This window comes from Streptomyces sp. SP17BM10 (genome assembly GCF_036322405.1).
Classification (GTDB): domain Bacteria; phylum Actinomycetota; class Actinomycetes; order Streptomycetales; family Streptomycetaceae; genus Kitasatospora.
The window spans coordinates 177277-191599 of sequence record NZ_JAQYXB010000661.1; the positions used below are offsets into that span (position 1 = coordinate 177277).

General features: G+C 76.5%; 12 protein-coding genes and 1 pseudogene. 7 read left to right on the forward strand and 6 right to left on the reverse strand.

All coding sequences use genetic code 11. The features are described from left to right. Positions 1-45 precede the first annotated feature (45 nt). Positions 46-2772, reverse strand: coding sequence for a DUF6493 family protein (locus tag PUR71_RS31505; protein WP_329930577.1), 2727 nt, complete (start codon positions 2770-2772; stop codon positions 46-48). Beyond that, a complete protein-coding gene (locus PUR71_RS31510; RefSeq protein ID WP_329930578.1) occupies positions 2769-4151 on the reverse strand; it encodes an SWIM zinc finger family protein in 1383 nt (460 codons plus the stop codon). The genes PUR71_RS31505 and PUR71_RS31510 overlap by 4 nt, the downstream gene beginning before the upstream one ends. 134 nt (positions 4152-4285) lie before the next feature. Here PUR71_RS31510 and PUR71_RS31515 point away from each other — a divergent pair, with 134 nt between their 5' ends. Then, complete coding sequence (locus tag PUR71_RS31515) at positions 4286-5185, forward strand: acyl-CoA thioesterase (RefSeq protein WP_329930579.1); 900 nt, start codon at positions 4286-4288, stop codon at positions 5183-5185. Positions 5186-5316: 131 nt separating this feature from the next. Then, positions 5317-6036: a TetR/AcrR family transcriptional regulator gene (locus PUR71_RS31520; RefSeq protein ID WP_329930580.1), complete on the forward strand. Its 720-nt coding sequence runs from the start codon at positions 5317-5319 to the stop codon at positions 6034-6036. Between the two features lie 12 nt (positions 6037-6048). Here the strand turns inward: PUR71_RS31520 and PUR71_RS31525 are convergent, their stop codons facing one another. Further along, positions 6049-7299 carry a sulfite oxidase gene (locus PUR71_RS31525; RefSeq protein WP_443077635.1) on the reverse strand — a complete coding sequence of 417 codons (1251 nt, stop codon included), beginning with the start codon at positions 7297-7299 and terminating at the stop codon, positions 6049-6051. Between the two features lie 135 nt (positions 7300-7434). Here PUR71_RS31525 and PUR71_RS31530 point away from each other — a divergent pair, with 135 nt between their 5' ends. The 4 genes and pseudogenes from PUR71_RS31530 to PUR71_RS31545 all read left to right on the forward strand — a co-directional run bounded on the left by PUR71_RS31530 (position 7435) and on the right by PUR71_RS31545 (position 9544). Continuing rightward, on the forward strand, positions 7435-8226 hold the full coding sequence (locus PUR71_RS31530; RefSeq protein ID WP_329930582.1) for an alpha/beta fold hydrolase: 792 nt from the start codon (positions 7435-7437) through the stop codon (positions 8224-8226). Between the two features lie 45 nt (positions 8227-8271). After that, a complete protein-coding gene (locus PUR71_RS31535; protein ID WP_329930583.1) occupies positions 8272-8643 on the forward strand; it encodes a MerR family transcriptional regulator in 372 nt (123 codons plus the stop codon). Positions 8644-8898: 255 nt separating this feature from the next. Continuing rightward, a pseudogene (locus PUR71_RS31540) lies at positions 8899-9234 on the forward strand (BCCT family transporter); the annotation flags it as partial. 121 nt (positions 9235-9355) lie between these two features. Further along, on the forward strand, positions 9356-9544 hold the full coding sequence (locus PUR71_RS31545) for a hypothetical protein (RefSeq protein ID WP_329930584.1): 189 nt from the start codon (positions 9356-9358) through the stop codon (positions 9542-9544). A 99-nt stretch (positions 9545-9643) separates the two neighbouring features. Here PUR71_RS31545 and PUR71_RS31550 read toward each other — a convergent pair whose 3' ends face one another. Further along, on the reverse strand, positions 9644-11461 hold the full coding sequence (locus PUR71_RS31550) for a DUF2398 family protein (RefSeq protein ID WP_329930585.1): 1818 nt from the start codon (positions 11459-11461) through the stop codon (positions 9644-9646). A gap of 275 nt (positions 11462-11736) precedes the next feature. Between PUR71_RS31550 and PUR71_RS31555 the strand changes: the two genes are divergently transcribed. After that, positions 11737-12429 carry a lysoplasmalogenase gene (locus tag PUR71_RS31555; protein ID WP_329930586.1) on the forward strand — a complete coding sequence of 231 codons (693 nt, stop codon included), beginning with the start codon at positions 11737-11739 and terminating at the stop codon, positions 12427-12429. 183 nt (positions 12430-12612) lie between these two features. Here the strand turns inward: PUR71_RS31555 and PUR71_RS31560 are convergent, their stop codons facing one another. Next, positions 12613-13218, reverse strand: coding sequence for a hypothetical protein (locus tag PUR71_RS31560; protein WP_329930587.1), 606 nt, complete (start codon positions 13216-13218; stop codon positions 12613-12615). 176 nt (positions 13219-13394) lie between these two features. Continuing rightward, positions 13395-14198 (reverse strand): exodeoxyribonuclease III, encoded by an 804-nt coding sequence (locus PUR71_RS31565; RefSeq protein WP_329930588.1) that lies wholly within the window; start codon positions 14196-14198, stop codon positions 13395-13397. Positions 14199-14323 lie beyond the last annotated feature (125 nt).

Genomic DNA, 14323 nt, shown 5'->3' on the forward strand with positions numbered 1-14323 from the left:
TCCGTCAGCTGTTCCCTGTCAGCTGTCATCCGTCACCCGTCCGCCCTACTCCCCCAGGACGTCCCGCAGCGCTCGGGCCTCCTTCACCACCCGGCCCGAACCGCCCTTCGTCGCCGCGGCCGTCACCTCGGCGATCGGGCCGCGCGCCCCCGTCCGGCGGGCGCAGTCGGCGGCCAGCGCGACGAGGTCCCCGAGGCCGCGCACGCCCTGGTCCCCTGCCAGCAGGACGGGCAGCGCGGCGCCGAGCACCGACCACACCGTCCCGTACGCCCCCGTCCCGGCCGCGAGGCCGAGCGCCGAGGCGAGCCGGGTCGGCTTCACCGCACCGCACTCCACCAGCGCACCCAGCTCCCGCCCGAGGAGCGCACCGTCGAGGTCGCCGCGGGCCGCCAGCACGAGCAGCGCGTCGACCGCCGCCGTCCGGTCCTCGGTGTGCCGGGCGCCGAGCCCGTACCCGACGACCAGGTGCAGGGCGAGCCCCGCCCGCCCACCGCCCTCGGCCAGCACCGGCAGCACCGCCCCGGCTCCGCGCTCGTCGAGGTCGGCCACCGCGGCGAACCGGTCGAGCCAGCGCGCCGCCAGCTCCTCCCGGTGCCACGGCAGCATCGCCGCCCAGTGCGCCGTCGGCATCCACAGCCACTGCCGCTGCGCCCGGACCCGCGCCACGCTCGGCTCCGTACCCTCCAGCAGCGCCCGGAATTCGCCCGCGAGCCGCTCGCCCGCCGGCCCCTGCGGCCCGGCCCCGAGGCCCGGCTGGGCGACGGCGACGCGGTGCAGGTCCTCCCACCAGCGCTCGCCGTAGCGGTGCGAGCTCCTCGCGCCCCGCCCCGGTGCGAAGACCACCCGCTCCGACGGCTGGGCGGGCACTCCACCGCCGCGCAGCCACTGCGCCACCCACCGCCCGGCGGGCGTGGGCACCGCCTCCGCCGCCCGGAGCACGCCGACGCCGGCCGGACCGACCCGCAGCAGCGCCGAGCAGAGGTCCGCCTGGCCCGGCGTGACGCCCGCCGCCGCGTACCCGGCCAGCCGCTCGACCAGCACCGCCGCCTCCAGCGCGCCGGTCGCGTCGGTGGGCGTGGCCAGCAGGTACGGCGGCCGGTTCGCGGTCACCTGCCACGCCGCCTCCTCCAGCCGGGCGGCGAGCACCCGGCCGTGCGACGTGGTGTGCTCGCCGCGCAGCGGGGAGCGGCCCTTGCCGCCGAGGAAGTCCCGGAGCCGGTGCGGCGGCGTCCGGCCGGCCGCCGCCGTCGCGACGTAGAGGACGTCCTGCGGGCCGCAGTCCTGCCAGCGCCCGACGCCGTTCCACCCGTGCACCCGCAGGACCGGCTCCAGCGCCCCGACGAGCGCGGCCCGGTCCTCGCACGCGTGCCGCACGAGCCCGTCCAGGACGCGCTCGAACACCACGACCTCGGGCGCCGGGGACGCGAGCAGCGCGGACAGCTCCTCCGCGACCTCGGCGGCCGAGGCGATCGGCACCCCGAGCGCCACCGGCTCGGGAACGGGCGGCAGCAGCTCGTTCCACCCGGTGTCCGGGTCGTCCCCGCCGACCGGCGCGCCGAACAGCTCGCCCGCCTTCGGATGGTGGACGGGGTTCAACCCCTCGGCGGCGAAGAGGAGTTCGGGCAGCACCGCGCTCCCGGCCGCCTTGAGGTGACGGGCCACCAGGTTCAACGCCCGCTCCTGGAGGCCCGCGTCGGGGTGCCCGAACGCCCCGGACGCGGCGAGCACCACCGTGCCCGCCCGCTCCGGTGAGCGCCGGGCCGCCCCGTCCAGCCACCCCAACTGGGCGCGCACCAGCTTCTTCTCGGCCCGGAACAGCACCACCGCCGAGGCCTCGCCCAGCAGTTCGGGCTCGATCAGCCCGGCCTCGTCCAGCCCGGCCAGCACCTCCTGCGCGTACCCGGCGATGACCGCCAGGCCGTCCAGCATCGCCACCAAGTCCCGCGCGCGAGCCGCGAACTCCTCGGGCGCGGGCGCGAGGGCGCGCAGCACCTCGGCGAAGAGCCGCTGGTCGGCGGGCCGCCCGCCGCGCAGCAGCCGGGCCAGGCAGCGGTCGAGCACCTCGGCCCGCTGCAGCACCCCGGACGAGGCGAGCTCCGCGAGGGCCTCCGGGAACACGTCCCCCGGCCGGTCGCTGAGCCGCCAGGACAACAGCTGCCCGACGTCGTCGAGTTCGAAGACCTTCGGTATCAGCACCGGGGTGAAGGCATCGACGCGCAGCTCCTGCGCGAGCGTCGGGCGCGCGCCGGTGCGACCGATCCGGCCGTTCAGCCACTCCCGCACGAACGGCTCGCTGCGCGGCACCGCGCACCCGGTGCGCCGCACCACGGCCTCGACCACCGGGTGGAGCGACCAGCCCCAGCTCGGCACCGCCCGCTCGGCCAGCCGCGCGGCCACCTCGACCTGCCACTCCACCGGCTGCGCCGCGACGACCACGGCCAGCTCCCGGGGCAGCGTGCCGCTGCGCCCGCCGAAGTCCCGCCCGCCGATCCAGGTGGCCGCCCCGGCCGGGCCCGCGTGGCAGCCGGCCCCGGCGACCAGCAGGGCGGCGGCCCGCGCGTTCGCGAGGTTCGACCACTCGCCCCGGATCTCCCGGCGCTGCTCCTTCAGCCCGGGTACGCAGGCGCGCCGCTGCGCCGGGTCCAGCGCGGCGACCAGCGCGGGCACCGCCCCCACCGCCCCGCTCCGGACGGCCGCCAGCAACTCGCCGACACCGTCCGCCGAGGACCCCGTCACCGCGTCCTCCGAAGACGCCGATGCCACCACGCTCATGCCCCGGCCTCCTTGCCGTCCCGGACGATCCCCACCGCGAGCGCGTGCTTGCACGGCCCGCGCCCGCCGCGGTACTTCGCCCACCACGGACAGGTGCAGCTCACCCGGCCCGCTTCGTCCGTCCGCACCCGCTGGACGTGGTCGTCCACCGTGACCACGGCCGTCGCACCGCGCTCCTCCAAACGCACCGCGCCCGCCGCGACGAGCGCCCGCGCGGCCCGCAGCCGCGGGTTCGCCGCCTCGGCCCGCCCGGCGTCGTAGGGCAGCTGCCGGTGGAAGTGGGCGGCCTCGGCGGTGTCGTAGCCGATCTGCCCGGCGGTGCCGAGCCTGGTCAGCGCGGCCCGCACCCGCTCCGGGGTGAGCCCGGACTGCTCGGCGAGGTCGGCGACCTCGATCCGCGGCTCCCACGCGAGCAGGACGGACACGAGCTCGGCGTCCCGCTCCACGGTGCCGGTGGCCAGGGCCCCGAGCACGCCGCCCTCGCCGGAGAAGCCGCGCGAGGCGTCCGGGGAGAGCGTCAGCGTCAGTCGCATGCCCGGCAGCACGACCTCCCACGCGGAGGCCGCCGGAGCGGCCGGGGCCGCGCCGGCCACCGGCCCGTACACCCGCAGCGCGAGCGCGTGCCGCAGCACCCGCCCCAGCGCGACCAGCCGCTCCGGGCCGGGCAGGCAGACCGCTCCCGGCGCCGGCCGGGTGGTCGGCCGCAGGGTGCGCCCGGCCGGGACGACCCATCCGACGCTGCTGCGCCCGCCGCGCGGCAGCGAGCGCAGGAATCGCACCGCCTCGGCGGCGGGCAGCTCGGCCCGCAGGTCGAAGCCGGCCGCGGTGACCTGCGTCTCGGCGAAGCCACGCAGCCAGCGCTCGGGCAGCGGCACCTTCTTCTCCACGACCGGACCGTCGAAGGTGGTGACCTCCAGCGCGTCCGGCCCGACCGCGAGGTGCAGCGGCTCGGCCGGGCCGATCCGGGTGAGGGCCTCGCGCAGCGGGTTGTTGACGTCCACGTTGGTGGTGCCGTGGCCGATGTCGTCGCCGTCGAGCCCGGCCTCCAGCACGTCGAGCCGGGCGTAGACGCCGCAGCAGCCGGAGAAGGACTCGAAGCGCAGCCGGTCCCCGTTGGCGGTGACCACCGGGTCGAGCGAGGCGCGCAGCCGCGGCTGGTAGTAGCGGGCGGCGGCGACGTCCGCGACGGCGAGCAGCGCGGCGGCGGCCGGCACCGGGTCGGCGAGGAAGCCCGCGAAGAACCGCGGGTTGGCCGCCTCGCCGAGCGGCGTGGCCCCGCCCGAGGTGGCCAGGTCGAGCCGCCGGGCGGCACCCGCGGCGTCCGGGCCGAGGACGGCGGAGGGCCGCAGATAGGCGTACGCGTGTGCGGATTGCGTCATGCCGAGCACGCTAGGTGAGGGCACTGACAATTACCGGCCCGCTGGGCTACTGGAACAGGTTCTACATACGTTTCGCCCCCCGGATGGTTACCCACGTCACACCACCACCGGTTGGCATCTGCCACTATGGGCCCGTGACCGACCTGACCGAACAGGCGAGACGAGCCGGAGCCCCGGCCGGTTCCTTCGCCGCGCTGCTGGAGATCGAGCGGCTGGACGAGAACACGTTCCGGGGCCGCTGCCACGCCGGGGCACCGATGCGCGCGTTCGGCGGACAGGTCGCCGCGCAGGCGCTGACCGCCGCCGGACGCACCTGCGACGGCGAACGCGCGGTGCACTCGCTGCACAGCTACTTCCTGCTGCCCGGCGACCCGACCGAGCCGATCCGCTACGAGGTCGACCGGGTCCGCGACGGCATGTCCTACACCACCAGGCGCGTCACGGCGGTGCAGAACGAGAACGCGATCTTCACGCTCTCCGCGTCCTTCAAGCGCCCCGAGCCGGCCGCCGACCGCCACCGCCCGATGCCCCCCGTGCCCGGCCCCGACGGCCTGCCGGACGCGTTCTCGCTCTGGGAGCCGGCCGCCCGCGAGGCCCTCGCCCGCACCGAGGGCTTCCGCGAGCTCGAACTGCGCTTCGTCCCGGACGACGCGCCCGGCCTGCCGGAGGCCGTCCCGGGGATGCCGCAGCAGTTCGTCTGGCTGCGCACCGGCTCCCCGCTGCCGGACGGCGATCCGCTCCTGCACACCTGCGCGCTCACCTACCTGTCCGACCTCACCCTCGCGTCCACGGCCGGACTGCAGGTGCAGCCGAACTTCTTCCGGCGCATCGAGCCGCCCCGGCTGCTGATGGCCTCGCTCGACCACGCGATGTGGTTCCACCGCCCGTTCCGGGCCGACGAGTGGCTGCTGTTCGCCCAGCGCAGCCCGTCCTCCTCGGACGGCCGGGGCCTGTCGCTCGGCGAGTTCTACGACCGGGACGGGCGGCTCGTCGCCTCGGCCGTGCAGGAGGCGCTGATCCGCGAACGGCGCTGATCCGGGCCCGGTCCGACGCCCGGCACCGCCCCGCTCGGTGCCTCCCCGGCACCCCGGCGACCGCCCGACGGACGGAAGGGGGCCGGTCGGCGTCATACTCCTGAGCGGCCCCGGCCCGTATCATGGTGCGGGTGACCAAGGTTGACCTGTCACCACGGCCGGTGGAGGCGATGTCTCCGCGTCAGCTCGAACGCCGCGAAAGCCTGATCGCGGCGGCGCTCGCCCTGGTGAACGAGATCGGCGTCGAGCGGCTGCAGATGAAGCAGGTCTGCGAGCGGTCCGGAGTCGCCCTGGGGACGGCGTACCGCTACTTCTCCTCCAAGGACCACCTCCTGGCGGCGGCGATCGCCGAGTGGCACCGCCTGCTGCTGGCGGACCTGGTGGCCGAGCTGCGCGGACCACGCGCCGGCCTGGGGGCCACGGACCGGGCGGTGCGGTTCGTCCGCGGCGGGATGCGCGCCTACCAGCGGCAGCCGGAGCTGGCGCGGCTGCGGGTGGCCGTCGCCGCGTCCACCGACCCCTTCGCCAGCGAGGCGCTGCAGGGCATGGCCCGGGCCGACAGCGCCGCCCTCCAGGCGCTGATGGGCGAGGTGCCGGGGGCCGCGAGCGACCTCGTGCGGCACATCGTGGGCCACGCCTGGCAGGGCGAGCTGACCGCGTGGGTGACCGGCCGCACGACGCTCGGGGACGCCAGGCGGCGCCTGGAGGACGTGGTGCGGCTGGTCCTGGCCCCGTACGAGACGCCCTACCCGGCGCCCTACGAGGTCCAGGCCGCGCTCCAGACCGCGGTCCAGACCGGTGCCGCACCGGGCACGGCGGTCCAGACCGCGGCGGTCCCGACCACGGCCTAGGCGGGCCGCCGCCTAGACCGGGCCTCCCCCGGACGCCCCTGCCGCGACCACCGTCACCGGGTGGGCCACCACCGCGCCGAACAGGTAGCCCTCCCGGTTGAACTCCGCCGAGCGCGGCTGGGTGCCGCCCCGGCGGTCCGTGGCGCGCGCGAGCAGCTCGTGGCGGCCGGGCCGCGCGGGGCGCCAGGCGATGCTCCAGCGCGTCCAGTCGCGGGCGCGCGGCTCGTCGTGCAGGTCGGCGCGCCGCCACGTCCGCCCGCCGTCGTCGCTCACCTCCACCCGGAGCACCGCGGCCCCGCCGGACCACGAGCGACCGTGCAGCCGGTGGGTGCGCCCGGCCGCCAGCACGGCGCCCTCGGCGAGCTCGAAGGCGCACTTCGGCACCTGCCGGGTCAGCGGGGCGCTGCCGCCGGGCGGGTGGCCGGGGCCGAACATCCGGTAGAAGTCGGTGTTCCACGGCGAGGACAGCGGTCGGTCGGCGACCTCGATCGAGCCGAGCCACTTGATCGAGGCGATGCCCACCCAGCCGGGCACGACCAGGCGGGCCGGTGCGCCGTGGTCGGGGGTCAGCGGTTCGCCGTTCATCCCGTAGGCGAGCAGCACGTCGTCCAGGGCCTTGGCGAGCGGCAGCGGTCGGCGCACCGGGCCGTGGTCGACGCCGTCGAGGACGTAGTGCGGGTCGAGCCCGGCCGGCAGCAGGTCGACCGCGCCGGGGCCGAGCCCGGCCTCGCGCAGCACGTCCGCGAGCCGGACGCCGTACCAGCTCGCGGAGCCGACGCCGCCGAGCGCCCAGGGCGTGCCCGGGACGCGCTGGTGCTGGCGGCTCGCGTAGTAGCCGCGGCCGTTGCCGGCGCACTCGATCAGGGCGCTGATCCGGGTGCGGGGCAGGGCGCGCAGGTCGTCGAGGGAGAACTCGACCGGCCGGTCGGCGGACGGGGAGCCGCGCAGGCCGGTGCCGAACAGCCGCAGCCGCCACGCGCCGGGGTCGATCAGCGGGGTGCGGGTGTGGTTGCGGACGAAGAACCGTTCCACCGGGACGTGCCGGCCGATCGCCGCCCCGCCGTCCGCGTCGCGCAGCGCGTCCCAGCGCATCTCGGCATTGGTGTCGTGCGGCACGAACCAGGCCGCGGGCAGCGGCTTGACGATCCCTGGCACGTGGACGAACTCGTCAACGGGCGGCGTGACCGCCGCGCGGGCGGGCGCATGGACGTCGTCGGCCATGGGCGGGCTCCTTCCCTCCGGACGGAAGGCACCGTGTGCCACCGTTCCGTCACGCTCCGGATGGTACGGGCACGCCCGGCCGCCCGTAAGACGGCCGGAGGGCTTGACCTTCTCACCGGTGTGAACACCTACCGTACGGACGAGCCGCGGCCCCACCCACCGACAGGAGCACCCACGATGGCGTCCACCACCTTCCCCCCGCTCGCCCGGATCGTCCGCGGCACCGGCCCCGGCCTGCTGCTCGCCCACGGCGCCGGCGGCAGCGCCCGGGACAACTGGGGCCCGCTGCTGGCCGACCTCGCCGACCGCCGCACCGTCGTCGCCCCCGACTATCCCGGCTCCGGCGACACCCCGTACGAGGCCGGCGAGCCCACCCTCGACGACCTCGCCGACCGGCTCGTGGCGACCGCCGACGAGGAGGGCCTCGGCACCTTCGACCTGGCCGGCTACTCGCTCGGCGCCGCCGTCGCCGTCCGGGCCGCCACCCGCCATCCCGGGCGGGTCCGCTCGCTGCTGCTCCTCGCGGGCGTGGCCGGCGGCTCGGCGCGGCTGCGGCTGCTGGCCGACCTCGCCGTCGACCTCGCCGACCGCCCGGCGGACCTGACCCGCCTGATGCTCACCGTCGTGCTCGGCGGGACGTGGATCGACGCGCTCTCCCCCGACGACCTCGCGTTCCTGCGGGAGTCGCTCGACTCGCCCGTCCCGCAGGGCTTCCGGCAGCAGTTCCGGCTGGCGGGCCGGGCCGACGTCCGCGCCGAGCTCGCCGCGATAGCCGTGCCGGCCCTGGTCGTCAGCACCACCGAGGACCAGCTCGTGCCGCCCGGCCAGCACCGTCTCCTCGCCGACGGCATCCCCGGCGCCCGCCTCGCCGAGATCCCCTCCGGCCACCTCCCCGTGATCGAGCGCCTGCCCGAACTGCGTTCCGTGGTGCTCGACTTCCTCGAGGAACTGGACGCCGTCGGCGCGTGAGCCGCGCCGGGGAACACCGCCCGCTGACGGGACGTTCGCCCGGTCATGCGCATCGGAGAAGTGTCCCGCCTGACCGGGGTGTCCACCCGCCTGCTCCGCTACTACGAGGAGCAGGGCCTGCTCGAACCGGCCCGCTCGGCCGCCGGCTACCGCGAGTACGCCGAGGCCGACACCGTCCGGGTCCGGCAGATCCGCAGCCTGCTCGCGGCCGGCCTGTCCACGCGCGTCATCGCCGAGATCCTCCCCTGCGCCACCGGCCCGATCCCGGCCCTGGAGGCCTGCCCGGACCTCCTCACCACGCTGCGCGGCGAACTCGCCGACATCGACTCGCGCATCGACGAGCTGACCCGCAGCCGCCAGGCCCTCGCCCGGTACCTCGCCACCGCGCACACCCCGACGCGCGAGTACGCGGCCTGACCTGCCACGGGGGCGGCGTGACGGGACGCGAGTCCCCTCGCGCCGCCTGCCCGGCGCGCCCTCCCCGCCCTCGCGGCGCGAACTGGACATAGTGCGACATGCGGCCGAATCCCCGCCATGCCGCCGCACCGGTCCGCCCCGCGAGGTACGGGAGGTACGCCCGATGAGCAGCCAGCCGCCGCAGTCCGAGGCCCGCCGCAAGGGCCCGGACGAACCCGCCGCGCCCCCGTCGACCGGGCGGTGTTCGGGGTCGGCGCCGCCCTGGTCCTCGGCTCGCTGTCCAGCCGGGGCTCGCTGCACCCGCGCACGTGGCCGGTCGTGGTGTGGGGCGTGCTCATGGGCGGCGTCGCCGCCGCGCTGCTGCTCGCGGGCGGGCTCACCGCCCTGCAGAACGCCACGATCCTCGTGGCGCTGCCGTTCGTCGTCGTGATGCTGCTGCTCCGTGTGTCCCTGGTGCAGGAGCTGCGGGAGGACCCGGCCGCCGGTCCGTCCCGCTTCCACCCGGCCCACGGACTGCGGGACGCGGTGCGCGTCGCGGTCGGCGAGGCGCTCGCCGACGCGGGCCACCGTGGCCGCACACCACCCGCCTGACCAGCTACGACACCGCACCCGAGGCAGGGTGGGGTGCATTCGCCCAGGCCGTCGTCCAACCCCCGTCCGGACTTAACCCGTGCGTACCGACCGTTCATTCCGTCCTGCCACCCTCCGTGACATGAACGCCTTCCCTTCGGCGACCTACCAGGAACCGCGCTTCCCGCTCCCCCAGCGCCACCGCCGCCTGCTCGCCTGCGCCGCCGTCCTCGCCTCCATCGCCCTCGGCACCTTCGGCGTCGGCGCGACCGTGGAGACCGTCCGGCACGACACCGTGACGATGACCGCCACCGCCACCGCCGGCAAGTAGCCCGACCGCCCCACCAGCACCGCCCCCCACAGGCGCGGTGCTTTCGCATGTCCGTGGCGCGGGGTCCTCCAGACGGGAGGGGCTGCAGGAGGGAAAGCTCTAATCGCCCTCGTCCCGGCGGGAGTGGCGGCCCGTGCCCGGGGAGGGGCGGAGGTCCAGGGCGGGGGCGTAGCGGGCGGCCGGGGGGCGCAGGAGCCAGGCCGGGGGCCGGGTCGCGTGCGGGGCGGGGGTGATCAGGCCCAGGCGGTGCAGGAGGTCGAGGGCGTCGCGGCGCAGCGCGGTGCGGTCGGCGAGGTAGTCGCGGCGCCAGCCGGCCGGAAGGCCGTACTCGTCGGCGATGTCGCCGAGGACGCCGTCTATCAGCGCGTCGGGGATCGGCACGTCGCCGTCGGTCGGGTCGCCGGGCAGCGGGCGGACCTCCTCGACGAGGCGCTCGACGAGCAGCAGGGCGGCCTGCGGCAGGGTGCCGGCGCCGGGCAGGGCGAGGTCGGTGAGCTCGTCGGCCGGATCCAGCAGGGCGACCCCTTCGGCCCTCAACTCGGCCTCCAGGCCGAGGAATTCGCCGAGCGCGGCGGGTCCGCTGAGCCGGTGGTCGCGCAGCCAGGCGCGCTGCTCGCCGGGGAGGTCGGCGGCGAGGACGGCGGGGGTCTCGGCGAGCAGGCGGCGCACGGCGGTGGCGGGTTCGGCGTCGGCGGCGCGGCGGACGAGGTCGGCGGCGCCGTCAGCGAGGACGGGCGGGCCGGCGGGGACGGCGCGGGCCAGTTCGCGGTCGACGGTGAGCACGTGGGAGCGGTCGACGGCGGCCGGATCGTCCGGGAGGCCGTCGAGCACCTGCCAGTCGGCGAGGACGGCGAGGGCCATGGCGCGGTCGTCGGGCGCGGCGGGCAGCTCGGGCGCGGCGGCGCGCATGGCCTCGAGCAGCCGCCCGTGCGGGAGTTGCTCGGGGGCGTCGACGAGCAGCGCGAGCGCCAGGGCGAGCTGGGCGTAGCCGGCGGGGGTGAACGGGGCGCCGGTGCCGGGGTGGTGGAGACGGCGGGCGGCGGCGGGGCCGAGGCCGGCCTTGTAGAGGCGGGCGTGCCAGGGGCCGACGACGAGGCGGTAGCCGAGCAGGGTGTCGAAGCGCTCGGTGAGCCAGTCGCGGTGACGGCGGATCAGCGGGAAGCCGTCGGCGTGCGGACCGGAGGCGGTGACGAGGGGGTGGGCGAGCAGCAGCCGGGCGGCGATGCGGCGTTCACGCTCCTCGGCCTCCCGCCCCAGAGCCGAACACTCCTGGGCCGCATGCTCCTGGACCGCACGTTCCTGGGCCGAACACTCCTGGCCCGCCTGCTCCTGAGCCGAACGCTCCTGGACGGAACGATCCTGCCCTCCGGGCAGCGGCCGCGTCCGCTCGGGCTTGCGGTGCCTGCCGGGCTTACCCGCCTTGGCGTCCGAGCGCACGACCGGCAGCGCGGCGGCGTCCCGGCGGGCACGGCGCAGGCCGCGCACCGGCCGGGCCTCGCGGACCCGGCGCACGGCGGCGGCGTGCGCCGTGGGGCCGTGCCACCAGCTGGTGTCGGCGTCGGCGGACGCGTCGGCCGGAACGCCGAAGTGACGGGCCGGGTAGAGACCGAAGGACGCGGTGCACAGGTCGTCGGCGGTGCCGGGGCTCGCGGCGGCGAACCAGTGCGCGAGCCGCAGCAGCCCCGGATCCGGCGACAGCTCCCGCTCCGCCGGGAACCGCCCCGCCGCACCGTCAGACCTGCTGCCCGGCGCCGGGACGGACGGCGTGACGGATGCACAGGAGGCGGCGGGCGCAGCGGCGGGGGCGGGTACGGCGAGGACGGCGTCGGTGGTCCCCCGCCCCGTTCCGCCCGTGCGTCCGTCCGGCCTGCCGTCCGCCACCCGGGTGGCGGAGGCCGCGTACTCCTGCTGCTCCATGTCGGGAACCAGACTAGACGGTGGCCGGGTCACCCGCAGGCAGCAACCGGGCCCCGGGCGGACATCCCGGCCAAGTGGCCGCCAGCCCTCCGCTACGCCGCCGACGGCCCCCGCGCCCCGCAGCCGTGGTCCCCGCACGCCCCCACCGGGGCGTCATCCGCCGCTCCCCGGCGGGGTTACGCACCGGTAACCCGATCTACCGCCGCTCCGGGCGGTCGCCTAGGGTTCGAGCGCGACACCCGTTCCCCACCCCGTCCCCGGAGGTCAGCAGCCGCATGAGCATCCGTACGACCACCCGAGCCGTCCTCGGCGGGCGCCTGCGCTCGACCACCGGCCTGCTGGGCGGCTTCGCGGCCACCTCGGCGGCACACCTGGGCGCGATCCTCTCCGGCTCCTCGGTGCTGCGCAACGCCACCAAGCCCGCCCTGATGCCCCTGCTGGCCGCGCACAGCGCCTCGGCGGCGACCGCGGCGGAGCGGGAGGCACCGAAGCTGCTGACGCCGGCGCTGCTGCTGAGCGCGGGCGGGGACGTGCTGCTCCAGCTCAAGGACGACACGGCGTTCCTGGCCGGAATGGGCTCCTTCGCGGCGGCGCACGTCTGCTACGTCACGATGTTCGTGCGCCAGGGCGCGCTCACCGACCGCAGGCGCGCCCTCCTGGTGGCGGCCGCGTACGCGGGGGCGTGGGCCGCCATGATCGGGCAGCTCTGGCCGGACCTCGGGGACCTCCGGGTGCCGGTGGCGGGCTACAGCCTGCTGCTCGCCTCGACCGCCGTCACCTCGGCGGGGCTGGGCTGGCGCACCGGCCTGGGCGGGGCGCTGTTCCTGCTCTCGGACACCCTGATCGCCACCCAGCTGGCGAAGTGGCGGGAGCTGCCGGGGCATCAGTTCTGGATCATGGCGACGTACGTCCTCGCCCAGTACCTGCTGGCCAGTGGCGCCCTGAAGGCCGAGGAGCGGGCGGCCTGAGCCCGCCCGGGGGGGGCTCAGGCAGTTCCATCGGCCACGCGGCCGCGGCCGCGTGGCCGATGGAACTGCCCGGAGCGGGCCGGCCTCCGCTCCCCCGGCGCTACGGGACACCACCGCGCCGCCGGTCCGATGACACGGTCCGGCGGCGCGGCGGATGCGAGCGGGAAGCACGCAAAGGGGCCGTCAGGCACCGCGCCTGCGCAGCAGCCAGAAGCCGCCGAGGCCGCCGGCGACGAGCGCCAGACCGCCCGCCAGCTCGGCCGGGTCGCTCGCGACCGAGCCGCCGAGGCCGGTGTGGACGGAACCGTGCGGGGCGACCTGCTGGTTCCCCGCGCCGGACTGGCCTAGCGAACCGGCCCACTCCCCGGCCTCCTTGCCCCAGTCGCCCAGGCCTTTGTCGGTGCCCTTGTCGGGGCCCTTGTCCGGGCCCGCGACGGTGGCGACGGTGACCGACGTGGAGAAGGCGCCGCCGTCGGGACAGGTGCCGTCGACCTTGCTGTCCCCGCTGTGCTGGCCGGCCAGGCGGGCGGAGCCGCTGTGCTTGCCGTCGGGGCCCAGGGTGAGGGTGGCCGGGCCGCCCTCGAAGGCCGCCGAGTGGGCGGTGATGGTCTTGGCGTCGGGCTTGTCCGACTTCTCGCAGGAGACCGTGACCGTCACGGTCTGGCCCGGTGCGGCCTGGGACGGGCTGACCGAGGCCGCGCCGTCCCTGGCGATCGCGAGGGGGGCCGTCAGACCGGTCAGTACCGTCGCGCCGATCAGGGCGGCGGCGGCCGTACGCGTGGGGCGCATGCCGGAACCTCCGGGATTCTCGGGCGCGGCCGGGGACTCCCATGTCCACGTGGTCGAACAACCGCACCCGGTCACTCACCGACAGTAGGCAGCTCCTCGGCGGCCGGCCACCGCGCAGGACCGTTCGGGTTACGGGCGGTAGCTGTGCGTCGTCGCCGGACGTCGCCGGGCCCGGATCACAGGTCCAGGTCGACGACCACCGGCGCGTGGTCCGAGGTGCCCTTGCCCTTGCGCGCCTCGCGGTCGACGTAGCTGTCGGTGACGGCGTCGGCGAAGGCCTTGTTGGCGAGGGTGAGGTCGATGCGCATGCCCCGGTTCTTCGGGAACGCCAGCTGGCGGTAGTCCCAGTAGGTGTAGGGGCGGTCGTACTTGAGCGGGCGCGGCACGACGTCCTGCAGGCCGGCCTCGTGGAGGGCCGTCAGCGCGGCCCGCTCCGGCGGGGTGACGTGGGTGAGGCCCTCGAAGGCGGCGACGTCGAACACGTCCTCGTCGGTCGGGGCGATGTTGAAGTCCCCGAGGACGGCGAAGGGGCGCGGCCCGGCGGCGTCGTCGGCGGAGGCCTTGCGCAGGGCCTCCAGCCACTCCAGCTTGTAGCGGTAGTGGGCGTGGTCGACCTCGCGGCCGTTGGGCACGTAGACGGACCAGACCCGGACCGGGCCGCAGGTGGCGGCGATGGCGCGGGGCTCGACATCGGGCAGCAGGGCGTCATCGGCGAGGTAGCCGGGCTGGCCGGGCAGGCCGCGCACGACGTCGTCGAGGCCGAGCCGGGAGACGATCGCCACGCCGTTCCACCGGCCGGTGCCGTGGGCGGCCGTCTCGTAGCCGAGCGCGCGGACCTCCTCGTAGGGGAAGGAGTCGGCCGCGCACTTGAGCTCCTGGAGGCAGAGCACGTCGGGCTTGGCGCTCTCCAGCCACTCCAGGAGCTTGGGCAGCCGCGCGGTGACGGAGTTGATGTTCCAGGTGGCGATGCGGACGGTCACGGCGGGCGGCCTTCCCGGGTCGTACGGACGGCGGACGGGGCGGGCACCCGCTGGGAGCGCCCACCCCGAACATACCGCCCGCTACCGACAATCCCGGCAGGCTCCGGTGCGCAGCCCGGACCACT